Source organism: Chitinophaga sp. Ak27 (assembly GCF_012726295.1).
In the GTDB taxonomy this organism is placed as follows: domain Bacteria; phylum Bacteroidota; class Bacteroidia; order Chitinophagales; family Chitinophagaceae; genus Chitinophaga.
In genome coordinates this window covers 418,056-436,580 of the sequence record NZ_JABAOB010000001.1, presented here as the reverse complement: position 1 = coordinate 436,580, position 18,525 = coordinate 418,056, and the positions used below count along the sequence as shown (strand labels likewise).

Annotated in this window: 20 protein-coding genes; 15 read left to right on the top strand and 5 right to left on the bottom strand. The window is 41.4% G+C overall.

All coding sequences use genetic code 11. The features are described 5' to 3' along the window. The first annotated feature begins 12 nt into the window (after positions 1–12). Genes HGH90_RS01760 through HGH90_RS01730 form a run of 7 tightly spaced genes read left to right on the top strand, consistent with a single transcriptional unit; the run spans position 13 to position 8,314 of the window. Positions 13–1,395 (top strand): sugar porter family MFS transporter, encoded by a 1,383-nt coding sequence (locus tag HGH90_RS01760; RefSeq protein ID WP_169190242.1) that lies wholly within the window; start codon positions 13–15, stop codon positions 1,393–1,395. 7 nt (positions 1,396–1,402) lie between these two features. Next, a complete protein-coding gene (locus HGH90_RS01755) occupies positions 1,403–2,581 on the top strand; it encodes a M24 family metallopeptidase (protein WP_169190241.1) in 1,179 nt (392 codons plus the stop codon). An 11-nt stretch (positions 2,582–2,592) separates the two neighbouring features. Then, positions 2,593–3,381: an SDR family NAD(P)-dependent oxidoreductase gene (locus HGH90_RS01750; RefSeq protein WP_168765717.1), complete on the top strand. Its 789-nt coding sequence runs from the start codon at positions 2,593–2,595 to the stop codon at positions 3,379–3,381. Positions 3,382–3,392: 11 nt separating this feature from the next. Next, entirely contained in the window at positions 3,393–3,821 is a 429-nt protein-coding gene (locus HGH90_RS01745) for a hypothetical protein (RefSeq protein WP_168765716.1), read from the top strand. Positions 3,822–3,831: 10 nt separating this feature from the next. Then, on the top strand, positions 3,832–4,497 hold the full coding sequence (locus HGH90_RS01740) for an RraA family protein (protein WP_168765715.1): 666 nt from the start codon (positions 3,832–3,834) through the stop codon (positions 4,495–4,497). 20 nt (positions 4,498–4,517) lie between these two features. Beyond that, positions 4,518–5,573, top strand: a complete 1,056-nt coding sequence (locus HGH90_RS01735; RefSeq protein WP_169190240.1) for a mannonate dehydratase — start codon at positions 4,518–4,520, stop codon at positions 5,571–5,573. A gap of 59 nt (positions 5,574–5,632) precedes the next feature. Continuing rightward, the gene (locus HGH90_RS01730) at positions 5,633–8,314 is read left to right on the top strand and encodes a DUF5054 domain-containing protein (RefSeq protein ID WP_169190239.1); all 2,682 of its coding nucleotides are present in this window, start codon (positions 5,633–5,635) and stop codon (positions 8,312–8,314) included. Positions 8,315–8,570: 256 nt separating this feature from the next. On the opposite strand, the gene HGH90_RS01725 is transcribed toward HGH90_RS01730, so the two are convergent. Next, positions 8,571–8,963, bottom strand: coding sequence for a hypothetical protein (locus HGH90_RS01725; RefSeq protein ID WP_169190238.1), 393 nt, complete (start codon positions 8,961–8,963; stop codon positions 8,571–8,573). Between the two features lie 84 nt (positions 8,964–9,047). Further along, entirely contained in the window at positions 9,048–9,746 is a 699-nt protein-coding gene (locus HGH90_RS01720; protein ID WP_169190237.1) for a phage integrase SAM-like domain-containing protein, read from the bottom strand. A 461-nt stretch (positions 9,747–10,207) separates the two neighbouring features. On the opposite strand from HGH90_RS01720, the gene HGH90_RS01715 reads away from it, so the two are divergent. The 6 genes from HGH90_RS01715 (at position 10,208) to HGH90_RS01690 (ending at position 14,868) form a co-directional block, all read left to right on the top strand. Beyond that, on the top strand, positions 10,208–11,149 hold the full coding sequence (locus HGH90_RS01715) for a toprim domain-containing protein (protein WP_169190236.1): 942 nt from the start codon (positions 10,208–10,210) through the stop codon (positions 11,147–11,149). Positions 11,150–11,271: 122 nt separating this feature from the next. Next, complete coding sequence (locus HGH90_RS01710) at positions 11,272–11,652, top strand: plasmid mobilization protein (protein ID WP_169190235.1); 381 nt, start codon at positions 11,272–11,274, stop codon at positions 11,650–11,652. Further along, on the top strand, positions 11,649–12,689 hold the full coding sequence (locus HGH90_RS01705; protein WP_169190234.1) for a relaxase/mobilization nuclease domain-containing protein: 1,041 nt from the start codon (positions 11,649–11,651) through the stop codon (positions 12,687–12,689). The genes HGH90_RS01710 and HGH90_RS01705 overlap by 4 nt, the downstream gene beginning before the upstream one ends. A 25-nt stretch (positions 12,690–12,714) precedes the next feature. Further along, on the top strand, positions 12,715–13,269 hold the full coding sequence (locus HGH90_RS01700) for a hypothetical protein (protein ID WP_169190233.1): 555 nt from the start codon (positions 12,715–12,717) through the stop codon (positions 13,267–13,269). A 166-nt stretch (positions 13,270–13,435) separates the two neighbouring features. Beyond that, the gene (locus tag HGH90_RS01695) at positions 13,436–13,756 is read left to right on the top strand and encodes a hypothetical protein (RefSeq protein ID WP_169190232.1); all 321 of its coding nucleotides are present in this window, start codon (positions 13,436–13,438) and stop codon (positions 13,754–13,756) included. An 89-nt stretch (positions 13,757–13,845) separates the two neighbouring features. Next, entirely contained in the window at positions 13,846–14,868 is a 1,023-nt protein-coding gene (locus tag HGH90_RS01690) for a restriction endonuclease FokI C-terminal domain-containing protein (protein WP_169190231.1), read from the top strand. Between the two features lie 42 nt (positions 14,869–14,910). Here HGH90_RS01690 and HGH90_RS01685 read toward each other — a convergent pair whose 3' ends face one another. From HGH90_RS01685 to HGH90_RS01675, 3 genes are all read right to left on the bottom strand, one after another. Then, positions 14,911–15,420, bottom strand: a complete 510-nt coding sequence (locus tag HGH90_RS01685; RefSeq protein WP_169190230.1) for a DUF4411 family protein — start codon at positions 15,418–15,420, stop codon at positions 14,911–14,913. Then, positions 15,417–16,589: an XRE family transcriptional regulator gene (locus HGH90_RS01680; RefSeq protein WP_169190229.1), complete on the bottom strand. Its 1,173-nt coding sequence runs from the start codon at positions 16,587–16,589 to the stop codon at positions 15,417–15,419. Before HGH90_RS01680 ends, HGH90_RS01685 begins: the two co-directional genes overlap by 4 nt. 121 nt (positions 16,590–16,710) lie before the next feature. Next, complete coding sequence (locus HGH90_RS01675; RefSeq protein WP_169190228.1) at positions 16,711–17,145, bottom strand: helix-turn-helix transcriptional regulator; 435 nt, start codon at positions 17,143–17,145, stop codon at positions 16,711–16,713. Between the two features lie 169 nt (positions 17,146–17,314). On the opposite strand from HGH90_RS01675, the gene HGH90_RS31585 reads away from it, so the two are divergent. Together HGH90_RS31585 and HGH90_RS01665 are read left to right on the top strand one after the other, a co-directional pair. Next, entirely contained in the window at positions 17,315–17,821 is a 507-nt protein-coding gene (locus tag HGH90_RS31585) for a hypothetical protein (protein ID WP_211172567.1), read from the top strand. After that, the gene (locus tag HGH90_RS01665) at positions 17,811–18,482 is read left to right on the top strand and encodes a hypothetical protein (protein ID WP_169190227.1); all 672 of its coding nucleotides are present in this window, start codon (positions 17,811–17,813) and stop codon (positions 18,480–18,482) included. The genes HGH90_RS31585 and HGH90_RS01665 overlap by 11 nt, the downstream gene beginning before the upstream one ends. Positions 18,483–18,525: the final 43 nt, after the last annotated feature.

The following is an 18,525-nucleotide window of genomic DNA, read 5'->3' as shown; positions in this document are numbered from 1 at the left end:
TAAAGTGGCTATATGAAATTGCATGGAAATGCGTACGTGATATTAATTTGCTTTACGGCCGGTTTTGGCGGCTTTTTATTTGGCTTCGATACGGCGGTAATATCAGGAGCTATAAATTTTCTAAGGGCCCAATTTCATTTATCTCCTGCCATGGAGGGCTGGCTCATGAGCTCCGCGCTGCTGGGTTGCGTAATCGGGGCCGCCATTGCCGGCTATTTATCCGATAAATATGGCCGTAGAAAAATATTACTGTTATCTGCTATTTTATTTATAATATCCGCTATTGGGTGTGCCATCGCACAAACGCCATCTGTTCTTGTTGCCGCGCGGATTATCGGGGGAGTAGGTGTTGGTTTTGCGGCCATGGTAGCTCCCATGTTTATTTCCGAATTGTCGCCTGCCGCGCTAAGAGGAAGGTTGGTTTCATTTTATCAACTGGCCATCACGTTGGGTATTTTATGTTCTTATCTTTCCAACGCGTTTCTTTTACAATATGCTGATCATCACATTACCGGTAGCTCAACAGGCCTCCTGCATTATTACCTGGTCTCCGAAGTTTGGCGTGGTATGCTTGGCTCCAATATGATTCCGGCGTTATTCTTTTTCATCTTCCTGCTTTTTGTGCCGGAAAGCCCCAGATGGTTGGTGAAGGAAGGCCATGTAACGGAAGCGGAAAGAGTGCTTGAACGTATTAATGGCAAGGAAATGGCAACAGCGGAGTTAAATGTCATTGAAATGAGTATCGCTGAAGAGTCGGGAAGCTTCGGGCAGTTGCTGGCCCCGGGAATCCGCCTGGCCCTCATTATTGGAATATCCCTGCCCTTTTTAAGCCAGCTCTCCGGCATTACGACGGTCATGTATTACGCTCCCGCAATTTTTGAACAAGCTGGTGGACAAGCCGGATCAGCCATGGGAAGCGCTACAGTTATAGGTTTCTTTAATATGATATTTACGTTTGTGGCGATTTGGAAAATTGATAAATGGGGAAGAAAGCCGGTATTGATCTGGGGGTTTGCCGGCCTTGGCCTTGCGTTGTTCCTGATCGGTATCGCGTTCATTAAGGGAAATACTACCGGCCACTTTTTACTGGGTTCATTTATCTACTATATAGCTGTATTTGCTTCCACACTGGGACCCGGGGTGTGGGTGGTGATCTCCGAAATTTACCCCACAAAAATAAGAGGGAGGGCTATGTCGGTAGCCACACTTTCGTTATTCCTGGGCTCTACATTTGTAACACAGACGTATCCAATTTTGCGTGAAACGATTGGAATAGGGTACGTTTTTTTATTATATGCATTCGTGATGTTGCCAGCAGCTTATTTTGTCAGGAAGCTTGTTCCGGAAACAAAAGGCAAATCATTGGAAGCAATTGAACATTTCTGGAAAAAGTAAAAACGCTATGAATTTACAGCGGGAGCAAATGCTTAAAAATATTATCCGTCAGCACGATCTGGGCGCACTGGTTTTCTGGCGACCGGACGAGCTGGTGATCACCTGCGGCTATTTTCCTTTATGGGGGCTCTCGTTTTTGGTGTATACGGAAGATGACGCGCCGGTACTATTCGTACCTGAGCTGGAGCCGGAAGATATTTTACCAAAGGACATGAAGGTAGAAAAATATCCCTGGGGGCTAATGGACTGCGCAGATCCCTGGGAGATTTTAATCAACATGATAAAAGCAATGCTGGTCAAAAAAAATGTTCAACGTCTTCCAGTTTCATTTATAAAAAATATTGGAGGAACGGCGCCTTGTATGATGTCGGGGGAGCAGCCTCCTTTGCCTGCTGACCTGATCGACAGACTTTCTGCTTTGACAGCAGGTGGGTTTAATGATGCAACGCAGGCGCTTCTTGATCTTTACGCATACAAAACTGAAGCAGACGTTCAATGTCTCCGTCGTACACATAAGATTGCTGCGATTGCGGTCGAAACATTTTATGAGAATTTAAGGCCGGGTATTTCTGAAGCAGCGCTGGCCGGTTTGATTGAATACGCTGTGCAGAGCATGACCGGTAGTGAGGGGATACATTTTTCAAAGGCCTGGCCCATGATTTTATCTGGAAGAAATGCGATAGCAGGCGGAAAGTATAACCGATCGACCGGGAAAAAGTTACAACAGGGGGAAATGGTCATGCTGGAAATGGCGATTTGCGTAAACGGGTATTGGGCAGATATTACACGTACTGGTCAAACAAGCGAAATATCCGAACAACAAAACAAGATTTTCAATACCGTACTTGAAGCGCAACAGAAAGCGATAGCGATGATGAAACCCGGTGTGTTGATGGCCGATATTGATGCTGCTGCACGGCAGCATATCGAAGATGCAGGATTAGGCGCCTGTTTTAATCATGCACTGGGCCATCATGTGGGTTTCAGGTATCACGATATTGGTCCATCGCTTTCGCCCGGATCAGCAGGCGTGCTGAGAGAAGGGATGCTGTTAACGGTTGAACCCGGAATTTATGGTGAAGCAATCGGCTGTGGAGCCAGGATTGAAGATAATATACTAATCACAAAGGATGGATTTGAAATCCTATCCAACTATCCCAGGATGTTGGCCATTAAAGAAGTCTAAATTGACATGTTATGGAAAATTCCATCGATTTGAAAAACAAAAATGTGTTAGTTACCGGGGGAAGCCAGGGGATTGGGGCTGCTATATGCCGGGCGATGGCCTCCTGTGGAGCTAATATAATTATTAATTATCTCGACAATAAACAGCGTGCCGAAATATTAGCAGCCGATCTTCAACAGGCATATGGCATTAAGGCACTTGCATTTCAAGCTGATGTCGCTGACCAAAAGGCCGTTATACAGCTGTTTGAATTCATGGATAACAGCCTCGGTAAAATAGACATATTGGTGAATAATGCAGGCTGTGAAACCATCGGGCATGCCATTAACCTGAGCTTAGAGGAGTGGGATTTAATCTTTAATGTAAACCTGAAAGGCGCATTTATTTGCGCCCAGGAGGCAGGGAAAAGAATGGTGAAACAAAACAGCGGCGTCATCATCAACATTTCCTCTATTCATGATAAGGTACCAAGGAAGGGGTTGGTGCATTACTGTGCTTCCAAAGCAGGGATGAATATGATGACCAAATGCCTGGCATTGGAACTTGCCGAAAACAATATCCGGGTAGTAACTGTTGCCCCCGGCGCCATTGAGACGGAAATGAATAAATCGGAAATAGAAAAATTTGGCAGGGAGAAATTCAATAAATGGATTCCGTCGGGAAGGCTTGGCGTTGTTGATGATGTGGCCTGGACCTGTGCGTTCCTTGCCAGCGATATGGCAGCGTACCTTACAGCAACAGAAATATATATCGATGGCGCCTATAAAGAAAGCACTATTCCTTACGATCCACGCCCTTAACTATAAAACAAATGAATCCATCATTAATAGAGGTTTACACGCATTCCGGGGAAGGCTATAACCCGTTCTTTATAAAAGATACCTGGCAGGTAGCGCAATTGAACTATATGCCTGAGCAGGATATTTCCGGTATCGAAAAAATGGATAAACACGGGCAAACGGATGAAGTGTTTATACTGTTGAGAGGTACGGCAGTACTTATTGCCGCAAAGGAACAAACAACTGGTTTCATATTTCAATGTATTGATATGAAGCCTGGTGTTACCTACAACATCCCTGTAAATATGTGGCATAACATAGCCATGAAGAGAGACGCTGAAGTGATTATCGTAGAAAGGAGCAATACTCATCTTGGCGATTTTGTATATAAGCCATTATCTCCGCAGGAAAAATCTGAATTAAGCAAGCAAATACAGGATACTTTAAATCAAAGCATGTAAAAAAAAACATATGAAATCGTGGGCGAACGACGCAGAGCTTTTTGATCTCTTTAAAAAAGAGCTATATACCCCGGTTGTAGGGGATATATTGGATGGATTTGGGTGCTATCACCAGTTCCTTCCTCATCCTATCCAACCTATGCATACATCTGATGTGATAGTAGGAAGAGCAATGCCGGTATTGATGATAGATGTATATGGCCCGCAAAAAAAGCCGTTTGGCCTGTTAACGGAGGCGCTTGATCAATTGCAGCAGGGTGAAGTGTACATAGCTAGTGGTGGGGAAATGCGCTGTGCATATTGGGGAGAGCTGCTTACAGCAACAGCGCGGGTAAGAGGAGCTGTCGGCGCGGTAATCAATGGATTTCACCGGGATACCCACCAGGTAGTTGCGCAAAATTGGCCGGTATTCAGCCGCGGGAGGTATGGCCAGGATTCTTCGGTGCGTACGCAGGTGGCCGACTTCCGTTGCGACATACAGGTGGGTGATGTGTGGATAGAACCTGGAGACCTGGTATTCGGCGATTTGGATGGCGTTTTAGTGATCCCCAAAAAATATGAGGAGGAAGTAATTATTAAAGCGCTTGACAAAGCCAGGGGAGAGAAAGTTGTCCGTAAGGAAATCGAAAATGGAATGAGCAGCACAGATGCGTTCAAGAAATATGGCATCTTGTAAATACGTAAAATTTAATATAGATGAAATTAGGTTTGGGGCTTTATCGTCACATGCTCAACAGGCAGCATTATGATTTTGCAAGGCAATGTGGTTGCACGCATCTTGTAGTGCACCTGGTAGATTATTTCAACCAGGTGAACCAGGAAAATAAAAATGATCAGCCCATCGGGGACGGCTTCGGCTGGGGCTTTGCCGGAGACCCCGGAAAAATATGGACGGTGGAAGAACTGGTGCAATTGAAGAAGGAAATTAATGAAGCTGGTTTAGAACTGGAGGCTATTGAAAACTTTGACCCTGCGCATTGGCACGATATATTACTGGATGGTCCCCAAAAAGAAACGCAGATTGAAAAACTGAAACAGATCATCCGCAATGTTGGCGAAGCAGGAATCCCGGTATTTGGATATAATTTCAGTCTTGCCGGCGTAAGCAGCCGTATTACCGGCAATTTTGCCCGCGGTGGGGCACGCTCCGTTGGTATGGATGGTGTAGACCAGAGACCTATTCCGAATGGTATGGTTTGGAATATGGTGTACGACAACAATGCCCCGGCTGGATTTATTCCTGAAATTACGCACGAGCAGCTATGGGAAAGGCTTGCCTGGTTTTTAAATGAATTGGTTCCTGTGGCAGAACAAGCCGGGGTGAAGCTCGCAGCGCATCCCGACGATCCGCCAATGCCGTTTGTCAGAAAGACCCCCCGGTTGGTATATCAACCTCAACTGTATCAGAAATTACTGGATATTAAACCCAGCAGGAACAATATGCTGGAGTTTTGTCTTGGCTCTATAGCAGAAATGACCGAAGGAGATGTTTATGAGGCTACGGAGCAATACGCGTCAAATATTGCCTATGTACATTTCAGGAATGTGAAAGGCAAAGTACCCCATTATAAAGAAGTGTTTGTAGATGAAGGGGACATTGATTTAATACGGATTTTGAGAATATTGAAAGAGAGGAAGTTTGACGGGGTATTTATTCCCGACCATACTCCTCAAATGAGCTGCGACGCCCCATGGTATGCAGGTATGGCTTATACATTGGGTTATATGAAAGCAGCGTTGAGTTTGATTTAGCAAGAGTGGAGAAGTGATCGCTGACTAAAATTATTGTTTGATTCAAATTCAATTTGAAAGTGAAAAAAGATGTAAAAGCCTTATTGATCGTTTTCCTATTTTTTGTGCCTGCAGCATTTGGCCAGGGTCTAAAGGACCCCAAACGGGCTAATTCAAAGGTGACTGATATCTGGGTTGTATTTAAAACTCATTTTGATCTTGGGTTTACGGATTTACCGGAGAATGTATTTAGGCGCTACCGGGAAGAGATGATGGATAATGCGCTGAAAACAATTGAGGGTAGCGAATCACTACCCAAAGAAATGCATTTTGCATGGACGGTATCGGGATGGCCGCTACAGGCACAGATATTAGGGCCTTTGCAAACCCCTGAACGAAAGACAAGAATTGAAAAAGCCATTAAATCAGGTGCGATAGCCGTACATGGCCTGCCATTTACCGTACAAACGGAGTCGCTGGACTATGAAGACCTGGTACGGGGGCTAACCTATTCCTCCGATGTTGCAAGAAAATATGGACTACCCCTGCCTATTAGTGCGAAAATGACAGATGTGCCAAGTCATTCCTGGATACTTCCCACGTTGTTAAAACATGCAGGTATCCAATTTTTGCAATTGGGATGTAATCCCGCCAGCCAGTATCCCAGATTCCCTGAACTGTTTTGGTGGGAGGGGCCCGATGGGTCGAAAGTCTTATGTAATTATACCGCGTTGTATGGTTCTGACATCCGGCCTACTCCGAACTGGCCAAGTAAGAATTATCTCGCTATGCAGATGACCGGAGATAATCATGGTCCACCTTCACCAGAGGAGATCCGCGAATTGCTGGACCATGCAAAGAAGGAATTCCCGGGTGTGACCATTCATTTTGGAACGCTGGATGATTTTGCGAAAGCTGTATTGGCTGAGAATCCTAGTCTGCCAACTGTCAAGGGAGATTGTCCTGATACATGGATTCACGGGGTGCAGACGAATCCAGAGGAAACAAAGATCGCGAGAAATATCCGCCCGATGGAACCGACACTTGATGGGCTACATACCCAAATGAAGGTATGGGGCCTACCTGTTGGGTCTATCGCTGCAAAGCTAGCAAAAGCGTATGAACAAAGCCTCTTATATGCTGAGCATACTTGGGGGATGAACGCAGAGTTTGGTCCCCGGTATAGTTACGGTGATGAATGGAAGAAATGGATGGAAGAAGCGGCGGCAGAGCCCCTTCCTGAAAATGGTAATTATGCAGCCCTGAAAAACAGTAATGCACGTAACACGGCGGTCGGAAGTAAAAGGAAATGGCTATATTCTTATGATGTCAAACGTCAATACATACACAATACAAATGATATTGTAACCAGGGAGATGGATAAGGAGTTGAGTCTTCTGGCAACATCAGTAAACAGAAGAGGGAAACGACTTGTAGTATATAACCCTTTGCCCTGGAAGCGGTCTGGCATGATAGAAAACCCTTTTCAAAAGGGTAGTTACGTTTATGTGAAGGATGTACCACCATCCGGGTACAAAACTTACACCCCTGATGAATTAAAAAGTGGAGATGCTACCAATGATGGGCATCCTGATTTCAGTACCCCATATTTTAAAGTCGTTTTTGATTTAACAAAGGGTGGTATTGCATCTTTAATTGAAAAGTCTACCGGCAGGGAGTTGGTCGATCAATCTTCAAAATATGTTTTGGGGCAGTTTCTCCACGAGCGATTTAGTGCTAATGAGGTCAATCAATGGTTCAGTGCATATAGTCGTATAAAGGACGGATGGGGGCTAAATGATTTTGGAAAGCCGGGAATGCCCGGTGCGGATAAGATTCCCTATCGGTCATTTACCCCAAAGAATTGGAAAATTACAGTCCTTCATTCGGCTGTTGCCGATATAGCAACGTTAACTTCTGATGCAACAGAAGGTTATGCCAAGTCCTATACGCTGACTTTTACCTTCCCCCGCCATGAGGCTTATGTTGATGTTGAATGGGCTGTGAATGACAAAACCGCAGATAAACAACCTGAGGGAGGATGGCTTTGCTTCCCGTTTGGTATTAAACAACCCTCCTTTACTGTTGGTCGTTTAGGGGGCGCTATAGATCCGGCAAAGGATATTGTTACAGGCACCAACAGGCATCTTATGGCAGTAAGTACAGGAGTGGCTGTTGTGCAGCCGGATCAGTCAGGTATGGCCCTATCTCCTATAGATGCACCATTAGTTAGTATGGGCGAGCCGGGATTGTGGAAATACTCCCTGGATTATGTCCCTAAAGTACCCTCCGTATTTATTAATCTCTATAATAACATGTGGAACACGAATTTCCGGCTATGGCAAGATGGTTCATGGAGTGAGAGGGTGAGGGTATGGCCGGTAAACCCAGGCTCAAGTGTTACTGATAATCTGTCACAAAACGCCTGGGAGGCCCGCTTACCTTTATTAACTGCAGTGGCAGATGGTGAAGCAGGAAATATGCCTGCCAGTAAAAGCGGGTTAGCGCTGTCAAGAAAAGGAGTGCTGGTTACTGCATATGGTGATAATCCTGATGGCGAAGGAACAATTTTACGTTTATGGGAAGATGCTGGCGCCGCGGGGGAATGCACGGTAAATTTGGGGAAAGACAGTGGTGTAAAAGCTGTAATACCAATAGATTTGCATGGGACGTCAGCTGGCAAACGAATTAACGTTAATAATGGCATGTTTTCTTTCAAATTAAATAAATATGCTCCAGCATCATTTCTGCTTGCTTATTAGCGTATATGTACATTCTTTGTAGAATATTGGTGTCGCTATGGGATTTGTAATCCGGATATGTATGAATCTGAGTCTGTAATTCGTGAGTGTTCGTAATATGCAAGGAGCTGTCTCAAAAGTAATTTGAGGCAGCTCCTTTTCTTTTGAGAAAAAGGAGGCTCTTTATTAAGATGTTGTGTTATTAAAAAATTGCTCTCCCCGTCGAGTTGTTTGTTAAATTTGGGAATGGCAAGAGGGAAAAGTTTTAAAGTATCTTTTAAGCCGACCTATCAAAATCAGGCAATGTTGTTTCCACCTGATTTAAATGAGATGGTATCGGCTGATCATCTTGTTCGAGTGGTAGACCGGATAGTAGACAGTTAGGTGGTGCCGAATGTATGTCGGGAAGTTCCACTGAAAATCCGCATATAAGCCCAATAACCTTCAGGTTATCATTTAAAACCTTGTTGCTCACATAGTGGAATACTGTTTCCCTATACGATGCACCTGCCTCAAGGCCGTATTCTTGAATTATTTCCTTTGCCTTCTCTAAAAGTGATACCCATGCTGGGATTTCACTTTTTACCCTGGTATAGGTCATCCAGATGTTTCCGTTTATATCTGTAGATAATTGCTCTGGTTTGAGGGTCTGTACATCTATTGGAGCCATACCAGTATAACAACAGAAAACAAAAATTGCCCGTACGAGCTTATGTATTGGATTAACAAGGATTACATCTTCAACGATGCGTAGTTACTCCCAGGTTAGATATTCCGTTTCCTTCCTTTTGAAATTGACTGAAAAATCGCTAAGGGCGTCCTTTTCACACCAGCCGTTCTTTCCTGCCCATTTAACCATCTTTTTAACCCTCTCCATGTGCTTCATGGCTCCATTCTTATTACAAGGATCATTCGGCTTAATTGGATTTTGAAGTATGTAGGTATATAAGCCATCAATAAAATTAAAATTAAGATGGCGAAGGGGGATATCACCCGCAGCGTATTTCCATTGACAGTACCTTTCTACATAGCCATTTGTAGCACCATAGTTCTTGATGCTTCCTTTCTTAATTTCTGTTTTAAACTTGTCATAAGCGATTTTGCAGAGTTGGAGCATGGTGACTTTCTGGATGTCTGGCCCAATGCCGAGGTAGCAATTTTTGATATTCTCGGCGGTGAGAACACCTTCTTTCAATTCAAGATCCTGGAAGATGGCTGTTAATTTCGATTTTACTTTTTCCAGGTAAGTGGCGAATTCCTTTAATTCCTTTGAGGTAAGGTAGGGGCCACCTTTTTCTGCATCCCAATTTTCCAGTTGAAAACTGCCCTTGATTGTAAGTTCTCTCTCCGGAGAATTATTACAGGCAATTCTTGCATAGACTGAGTAGTCTTTTCTTTTGTTCTTGTTTTGGCGTAGCGCAAAGCGTACGCCGAAAGTGTTTTCACTTCTCATTTCTTCTTCATTTTAAATGGACAAATCATGTTCTCTGGTTCGTGGCTCACAAGCCAAAAAATGAGTAGAGACAAAGCCGTTGATATCATTTGAAATAAGATGATATCCTTTGTAATAATTTGAAATACAAATTAATATATATGACGAGTAATCTACGTAGAGTAGGTAAAGTTACTCTGAAACCTACTCACGGTATTACTCTGCTGACAACTTGAAATTCGATGATATAAGATGATATGGGGCAAAATTAAAAAAGCCCGCAGATACAATATCTGCGGGCTTTTCGGCATATCGCGTAACAAATCGTTACATTGATTTTAGCCTTTCAGTCGCCCTGCCTGTACAAATTTCGAACTTATTTTTAATGGATTTAAGACGGCTTGCGAGCATAGCTATTTAATAGCCAATTGCTTGCAAGCCTTTTCTATTGTGCAATTAATGTGAAACTGAAAAACGTGTGTATGAAAAATTTAATGTGTGCAGAGGCAAAACAAATTGATCTTGTAGATTATTTGGCCTCATTGGGTCACCAACCCCAAAAAGTAAGAAACCAAGACTATTGGTATCTCTCCCCGTTGCGGGAGGAAAAAACACCATCCTTCAAAGTAAACCGGCAGTTAAACGTCTGGTATGATCATGGAACCGGGAAGGGCGGCAATCTGGTGGACTTCGGAACGCTTTATTTTAATTGTAGCGTTGCTGACCTGTTGCAACGCTTATCGCAAAACCAACCCGCCCCGTCTTTTTCTTTTCACCCGCCTACCACTTTAGGCAACCAGCACCCGGCCCCCGCTTCTTTTGCTGGTGAAAAGAAAGATACCCCCGACAGCAAAATTGTTATTCTGGATGCCCGCCCGCTTAAAGAACAATCCCTGCTGGACTACTTACAAAAAAGATGTATCCCGGTGGAAATTGCCAGCCGCTTTTGCAAAGAGGTGGATTTTCTTTTGTATGGGAAGAAGCATACCGTTATCGGCTTCCAAAACAATGCCGGAGGATATGAACTACGGAACGAAAATTTTAAAGGTAGCAGCGCCCCAAAGGAAATAACGCTTGTAGACAACCACACAGAACAGATTGCCGTTTTTGAAGGCTTCTTTAGCTTCTTATCTTTTTGCACCATCAACAGAAACCAACAAGCCCCATTGACAAATTGTCTTGTTTTAAATTCTCTTTCCTTCTTTGAAAAAAGCCGTCCCCTGATGGAGCAATACAAGCAGGTACATTTGATTTTAGACAGAGATACAGCCGGCATGAATCACACCCGAAAAGCCTTGCAATGGGATGGTAACAAGTACACAGACCGGAGCGACTTTTACCACAGCCGAAAGGATTTAAACGACTGGCTTATTCATCATCACCACAGCCAAAAAGAAAGCCAGCGGATAGGGAGACGACTTTAACTCGCTCAGGTAGCCAGCTATGTTTTGGTAAAACCAAAACGTCTGGCTCACCTCATGCTATCGCATTCGGTGAGGAATTTTTTTCATGCTATCGCATTCAAAAAATAAAAGAGGAGGTTGATATGGAGCAGCAGAATGCACAAACCAAGAACAAGGGAGGCCGCCCCAAGAAAGCGGTAAAGAAGGATCAATTATTAGCTGTTAAATGTACCCGTTCTGAAAGATTTATCATAGAATCAAGAGCGCAAAGTGCTAACCTTAATGTGTCGGAATACCTGCGGGAAATTGCCATGACCGGAAAAATTGACAGGCAAGAAAAGGCATTGCCGGGGGAGGTTTTAAACCTCACGGCCACACTAAACCACATGGCGGCAAACCTTAACCAGATAGCCAGAAAGCGCAATGGTATGGAAGAATTAAGCCCACTTGAACGTGCCAATTTAAAGATACAATCATTGCAGGTTAAGGAATTGGCAATACAAATCAAAAGCTATTTACAATGATTGGATATATAGGAACAGGAAGTTCCTTCTTCGATTGTATTCGCTATTGCCTGGAAGATAAAAAAGAACTTTCCGAAGAACAGAAACAGCAACTTGCCCAAAAAGACAACCTGCAACACAAGGACCGGGCGGAAGTATTGTTTTATAACAAGTGCTTTGGCAATAAATATGAACTAGCAAAAGACTTTAAAGATGTCGCCAAATTGAGCAAGCGGGTGGAAAAACCGGTACTTCATTTGTCGCTCCGTCTGGCCCCCGGTGAAAGTCTTTCCAAAGACAAGCTAATGGAAATAGGCCGGGAATGCGCAAAGGAATTTGGCGTAGCGGATAACCAATATATCTGCGTGTTACATAAAGATACCAATGAACAGCATATCCATATTGCGGCTAACCGGGTTGGTTTTAACGGTAAGGTAGCCAGTGACAGCAATAGTTATAAAAGAATGGCAGCACTTTGCCGCAGACTGGAAAAGCAGTACAAGCTACAGGAAGTATTAAGCCCTCGTGCTTTCTTATCACCTAAAGACAGGCTATTGCCCCGGCAGGATCAGCGAAAGGAAAAACTGAAAACAGATATTCGGCAGACCTTAGAGAAGGCGCGTAACTATTCTGAATTTGAGCAGAAGATGCAGGCTTTAGGGTACAAGTTGGTTAAAGGCCGTGGGATTTCCTTTATTGATGATAAAAAGGTAAAAACAAAAGGTAGCGAGGTGGGTTTTTCGCTGGCAAAAATAGAAAGAATTTTAACCCTAAAACAAGAACTGGTAAGTAAACAGGCTGAACAAAAGATATACGAAGCAGCTATCCAGCACGGTACTACAAAGCAACAAACGTTATCCCCTACTCAAAGAATGCTCCGCGAAACGCAGCAGGCAGCATATATTGAACGTTCCCCCATTGTTCCTGTAATAAAGGAATTGAGTAACCTTTTAGAGCTGCTTCTACAGCCTGTAGACACATTTAACTATTTGCCATATGAGTTGACAGAAGAGGGTATCAAGCGAAGAAAGAGAAAACAGAAATCCCGCAGAATTTAATCACTAATCAGAAAATTACAAACTTATGGATACCACCCAAAAAACAGGAGATATTGAAAGAGAAAGTTTAGAACTCGTACTGGAAGAGTTTACGGAGGAGCAAAAGTTACACACCAAAACCGTTGACGACCTGGTTAAAGCAGTCAATGTTCTATCCGGGAAATTGACCGAATTTGAAGGAAAACTTGATCGACCAAAGGAAGTAACCATTTCAACAGATACCGGGGCAATGCAGGAAATTGTAAAAAAAGGTATTATAGATATGAAATTGATGGTTGCCGGACAGCCTAAAAATGTGATACGAAAATTTCAGCTGTTACTTTTCCCGGAACAGGATGCAAAACTGTTTTATAGAGTTGTTTTTGGCCGCTGGTTCCTTTGGCTGGCAGCAATGCTGCTCCTTACGAATTTGTACAAATTTAGTATCCATTGGAGCGAAAACCAAAAGGAAATACAACAACAACAATTAGAAAATAACAGGATAAAGAAGGCGTGGAACCTTATGTATTCCCAGCAAGGGAAAGGAGTAAAACGTATTATGGACAGTGCCTATGAAAAGGCGGAAGAATGTAAAAAATAACATATTATAGAGATTTGATAGTCCAAATGTTCCTGCGCCATAGCTACCGGCAATAACATACAAATGGAAAATTGCTTATATTTAGTACCTATTAATCCTCAAAGTGTAATTCTTGTGAGACAGAAAGCAACCAAATGTAAAAAAAACTTAAATGATCATCTAAATTATGAGACATTCTTACGCTAGAGAGAAATTCGGTGTTGCAGTAAATACATTGGCAACAGGAACAAGTGACATACGAGATAGAATATGGTATGCATATTTAAGTTTTCATACTTTAACTGAAAAAGACTTCTCTGAGGAATTAAAAGAAGATTGGCTTACTATCTATAATAGCCTAACCACAGAGGAGCCAACTTATGATGACAAAGGCGAAGTAACAATTGGGAAAGTTCAAAATACCCTAAGAAAGCTTGATACAAAATCATGTATGGACTTGGCTCAAAAGATTTGCGATCTAAACACCAAATTACGCAACGATATATAAGGACCCAAGGGGGGATTACAGTTTATGCCATGTTTACCGTCCTCTTTTAGGTGACGATAATATGTAAAATAGGGTTCAAGTCATAAAATATGAATATTGCTAAAGATACTACTGTAACCAAGGAGCTTATTAAATCCGAGTATTCAAAATTAAAGGAACACCTGGGACGTCAGCCCTCAAGCAAAGATTTTTATAAACAGACAAATATAAAAGAGCACCATGTAATTACTCATTTCCTATTCTATTCAAATCTAGTTGAAGAAATGGGAGATATCCGTAAATCTTTTGGACAAGAAGATTACGGAGATGAAGAATACTGGGAAAATTATGGCAATCTGATAAGAAAAATTAGGAAAACCCCAACAGCAGCAGAATGGCGATTTTATAAATGTAAACCACTAATAAGCTCTTATATAAAAAGGTTTGAGAAGAAATGGAGTGAAATACCTTCGTTGTTTTTAAATTATGCCAAGGACAAACCTGAATGGTTGGATATTATACCCTTAATCCCTTCTGCATTAAAAGAGAATGTCCAAGTTCCCATAATCAATAATTCACTTGAATTTAAATATTCGCAATTTATCCCACCGATACTCAGTGATTTTTTAACCCTTTCCACTTCTGAAGAAAAAAGTACTGAATTTGAAAGGAAAGTCAATCTAATATTTCAGATGCTTGGCTTCGAAGTCCATAATTATGGACAGGGTACAGGTAGAAATCCTGATGGGATTGCAAAAGCAACACAATTTGGGTACGCAATTCTTATAGATGCAAAAGCAAGGAAGGAGACCTACCAGATCGGAACTGAGGATAGAAAATTCATTGAATATATTAAAACGCATATCAACACTTTAAATAGGGCAGGACATAGTATTGTTTATTTTTTAATTGTATCGAGCAATTTTAAATCGGCGTCCGATATTTCGTTGAAGAATATCCTTAGAGAAACTGGCATAAATACGACATTAATAACTGCGGTGTCACTTCTTAAGATCCTTGCAAGGAAAATAGAGCAGCCTAATAATTTACCCTTAGACAGAATAAAGGATATATTTATTACTCAAGGGATGATAACAGATAAACAAATTGAAAAATTTCTTTTGGCTAAATGAAATGGAAAATTGGAGAAGTGATTTTGGGGCAAGATACAATCCCTATTTTCTTAATGAGCACATAAATTGAAGGTCTAGTTCCTGTATAAATTCAAAGTCGTTAATCCAACGAATACCCATATTTTCACAAACATTGGGGATTTTTATTTTGACAGAGTTTAATGCCGTAACCTTTTCTTCTTTTGTAACTACTGTCGCATTTTCATTTAGCGCATGTGCAATTACCCAAGGATCAGCTAATGAACGTGCTTTAGTATTATCAACCAAATTCTTATGAACTGGGTTATTTGAATATATTTTCTGTAGACAAACGGTGACAGGTCCTGATATTTTATGAATTGGTATCCCACTGTTCTTTAACCATTTTGATAAATCATCTTCGGTTCTTACAATTTCTTCATATACCATTTCGGGAATAAATATCACTCCTTGTTTGCCTAACTCTATTAGAACATTCCAATAGTCAGAGCAGAATTTTGGATTATAATACTTTTGCCAAGCCTGAATTAGCACGTTGGCATCAATACAGTATTTATTTGCCGTTGCATTCATCTATATAGTTGCGCCTCTAGTTTTTGAAATTTATTTACCTGTACGTTCAATAAACTGCTTGCAACGGTCGGTTCAATGTACCCGCCACGAAATGCGTCCAAAACCGTTTGAGTAAAAAGTCGGCTGTTTCTATTTAACTGTAGAAGAAAATAGTTAGGTCCCCCTTTCTTATCCTTCTGTTTCGCCTTCTTTTCTAATTCCCGTTTTAGGTACTCTTGATATTCAATATCCGCTTCTTTTTTCAGTTTCTGATATGCGGAAATTGATATTAAATCCAGATTCTTCACTCTTACCAAAAGAGCATATGAACTTACACCTAATGTTTTAGCTATTCTAAATACTTCCTTTGAGTTTTGGAAAATATTTAAATTGAGATTCAATATAATATTCTCTGGCATCAAGGCATTTGCTGCTACTTCATTGCAAAAAAGCTCAATAGGATGAAACTTATCTCCGTTTTTAATCTCCGGCTCAATCCCATTTGATATTCCTGTTTCTGCAATCCAAATATGAGCAATTTCATGGACAAGCGTGAACAGTTGAGGGGCGTTCCAATCCTCTGAATTAACAAAAACAAAGGGAGCGTATCGATCAGAAATAGCAAATCCCTGAATTTCGTCAGAATCAAGTTTTAATTTGGAATGTATAAAACTTGTTCTTGAAACAAAGATTCCATTTTTTTCTGCCCCATCAATCCACTCTTTTATTGGCGCGTCCGTTTTATAATTCGGTGGATTAATATTTAATGTTTTAAGTATATCCTGCGCCACAATTTTGGGATTATCCTTAATTGAAAACCTTCCCACAAAAGGCAATGAATGTTCTCCATTTTCAGAATAGACATCGCTTATCCATGCTTGCTTCTGTTGTATTTCTCGTATTATAAATATGGAAGAAGTTGTTAGCTCTTTAGAATCTTTTTTCCTAAAATCTTGCAGTGGCTGAAAATCCCTAGGAATTTCAGGTAAAAAAAATAGGGCAAAAGGCCGCTTGTATGCTTTAGCCAAAAACTGAGCTTGATTAATAGTAGGTTGGCTTGTTCCATCTTCCCACTCCTTTAATTTATCCACCGTTACAGAAGCTTTGGCAGCGGCAATTTCTTCGGACATTCTTGCCGATTCTCTTGCCCACTTGAGGACGTTTGGTGTTATATATGCTTTGTCTGCCATTAGGTGTTAAAGGTGAAAAAATTGAAAAGAGTTCCGACAGTTGGTACAGCGCCCAACCCCATACTCATAATTAACCAGAAGGGAAATATATACAATTGAAGGTCGTTCGGAGTTCAAGAATTTACTTCCCCCCTTTCTTTTCGCTCAACAGTTTCTCCAGAATTTCAACTTTCTCTCGTTCACTTTGCAATAGAGCTTCGTATAATTTTTCGTTCTTATCTACCGTTTCGACCCATTTTTCAAAAGGGTTAAAGGTGCATTTATAATATTGAGCGTATGCAACAGATTCATCCTGAAAAGTATTGGAAATAATATTAACTGCTGCCTCTTCGCTAAAATTTTTTATAGCTTCTGCTGGCACTTTTAATGCCTTTGCAACCAGCTCCAATATATCTGGTTCAACAGTTTCCTTTCCTTCCAGTAAGGAAATTTTCTTTTGGTTCCAATCGTCGCCTAGTTCAAATGCCAATGCCTCCTGCTTAATGCCTAGCATTTCGCGGAACCGCTTAATATTGTGTCCTTCATGGGTTTTGTTACGCATATCAGTGGATGTCATAGTACAAATATAACTAATTTCTACTTGCTAAAATATCCTCAAAAATAGGATTAAATACTTACTAAAGTATCTCTTTTATCCCAGTAATCCATCCCAATAGCGTATAGATTATCTTTTTATCATATCTGAACTTGTATCCATGATTTAAAACCTCTTAAATATTAAATCTATGGATCAAACAGATAAAATACATCTCAACCCTCCTTTTAATGAAGATGAATGGCTTAAACTGGTCTTCCTGCTTAGTGATACTCAAAATTGGCTCAATGACCTAGTAGGTACAGCCATGCTACAGGTGCCTATGAAGGACAGGAGAAAGCTATTCCGGCGATCATATTACATCAATGTGAACGCACTGGCACATATTATGGAAAGGCATCACTACAAAATTCCACGGCATCCCTCCGTCAGCAAGTTTACGATTCCTGTCATTGACATATTATCACTGCTACGGGATGCCTTTACTGCCCCTATAAGTCCGGTTTCTGGTTCCCTCAATTTCCAGAGGGTTATCAACACCGGCAATATTATAGGTTTTGATTATAACCAGCTCCCTACCAGTTTTTTAACCGTGCTAACAGATAGTGGTGGCCGTATCATTACAGCTTTTCCCGGTTTTCTGAAATCTCAATCCCCTTTGTTTAACCCTCATAATCTACAAACGTATGATATTTGATGCACCCCGCCCGTGGGATAATCTCCCGCTTCGCCTTTCTAATGAGGAAATCAGCCAGCCTTACGAGGTTATCCATGATTTTTTTTCTGCCTTTGAAAAACACCGCACAATCACCATACTTCAACGCTGGTTGTATTCGGTTTGCTCTAACAAAAAATGTAAAGAAAGCCCCTCTACACTGTTGTTTTTCTATGAGAAAATTGAATATCTTATTGAAGCAGCCTATTTAATCTCTCAGCTAAACAATTCTGAAAGAAAAGCTGTATTACAGAATGACAGCAAAAATGAAGATTTTAATATCATGAGTGCTGAATACTTTTGTGCTTGGGGTTCCTCAAAATTCACACAAAATCCAGCAAAACTAATTTGGCAGGACTTCCCGCGGAGCCTAAACACAAAAGAGTTTTTCAATCCTTACTCCGTGTTCAAAAAGACTTTCAGATTTTACTCTCTTGGTGAATGGCGGCAGGAGTTATCCAATCTTTTCAATATGGCTTTATCAAAAGAAAGTTTGCTAGATGATGGACTGGATACCGATATTTTAAGTGTAGAAAAATACCTGTTAAAACTTATTGATGCTTCGCACCTTATTGATATTAGAGAATTTAGATTAGACTATGTAACGAGCATAAATGGAAAAGCAAGCGAAGATAACGGGTAACAATCATAGAAAACAATGCCGTAACTGTTTTTGGACAAAGGGA

Excerpts from the sequence above, each read along its gene's own strand:
- HGH90_RS01760 (WP_169190242.1), top strand. The coding sequence starts at position 13 with ATGAAATTGCATGGAAATGCGTACGTGATATTAATTTGCTTTACGGCC.
- HGH90_RS01755 (WP_169190241.1), top strand. The coding sequence starts at position 1,403 with ATGAATTTACAGCGGGAGCAAATGCTTAAAAATATTATCCGTCAGCAC.
- HGH90_RS01750 (WP_168765717.1), top strand. The coding sequence starts at position 2,593 with ATGGAAAATTCCATCGATTTGAAAAACAAAAATGTGTTAGTTACCGGG.
- HGH90_RS01745 (WP_168765716.1), top strand. The coding sequence starts at position 3,393 with ATGAATCCATCATTAATAGAGGTTTACACGCATTCCGGGGAAGGCTAT.
- HGH90_RS01740 (WP_168765715.1), top strand. The coding sequence starts at position 3,832 with ATGAAATCGTGGGCGAACGACGCAGAGCTTTTTGATCTCTTTAAAAAA.
- HGH90_RS01735 (WP_169190240.1), top strand. The coding sequence starts at position 4,518 with ATGAAATTAGGTTTGGGGCTTTATCGTCACATGCTCAACAGGCAGCAT.
- HGH90_RS01725 (WP_169190238.1), bottom strand. The coding sequence starts at position 8,963 with ATGGCTCCAATAGATGTACAGACCCTCAAACCAGAGCAATTATCTACA.
- HGH90_RS01720 (WP_169190237.1), bottom strand. The coding sequence starts at position 9,746 with ATGAGAAGTGAAAACACTTTCGGCGTACGCTTTGCGCTACGCCAAAAC.
- HGH90_RS01715 (WP_169190236.1), top strand. The coding sequence starts at position 10,208 with ATGAAAAATTTAATGTGTGCAGAGGCAAAACAAATTGATCTTGTAGAT.
- HGH90_RS01710 (WP_169190235.1), top strand. The coding sequence starts at position 11,272 with ATGGAGCAGCAGAATGCACAAACCAAGAACAAGGGAGGCCGCCCCAAG.
- HGH90_RS01705 (WP_169190234.1), top strand. The coding sequence starts at position 11,649 with ATGATTGGATATATAGGAACAGGAAGTTCCTTCTTCGATTGTATTCGC.
- HGH90_RS01700 (WP_169190233.1), top strand. The coding sequence starts at position 12,715 with ATGGATACCACCCAAAAAACAGGAGATATTGAAAGAGAAAGTTTAGAA.
- HGH90_RS01695 (WP_169190232.1), top strand. The coding sequence starts at position 13,436 with ATGAGACATTCTTACGCTAGAGAGAAATTCGGTGTTGCAGTAAATACA.
- HGH90_RS01690 (WP_169190231.1), top strand. The coding sequence starts at position 13,846 with ATGAATATTGCTAAAGATACTACTGTAACCAAGGAGCTTATTAAATCC.
- HGH90_RS01685 (WP_169190230.1), bottom strand. The coding sequence starts at position 15,420 with ATGAATGCAACGGCAAATAAATACTGTATTGATGCCAACGTGCTAATT.
- HGH90_RS01680 (WP_169190229.1), bottom strand. The coding sequence starts at position 16,589 with ATGGCAGACAAAGCATATATAACACCAAACGTCCTCAAGTGGGCAAGA.
- HGH90_RS01675 (WP_169190228.1), bottom strand. The coding sequence starts at position 17,145 with ATGACATCCACTGATATGCGTAACAAAACCCATGAAGGACACAATATT.
- HGH90_RS31585 (WP_211172567.1), top strand. The coding sequence starts at position 17,315 with ATGGATCAAACAGATAAAATACATCTCAACCCTCCTTTTAATGAAGAT.
- HGH90_RS01665 (WP_169190227.1), top strand. The coding sequence starts at position 17,811 with ATGATATTTGATGCACCCCGCCCGTGGGATAATCTCCCGCTTCGCCTT.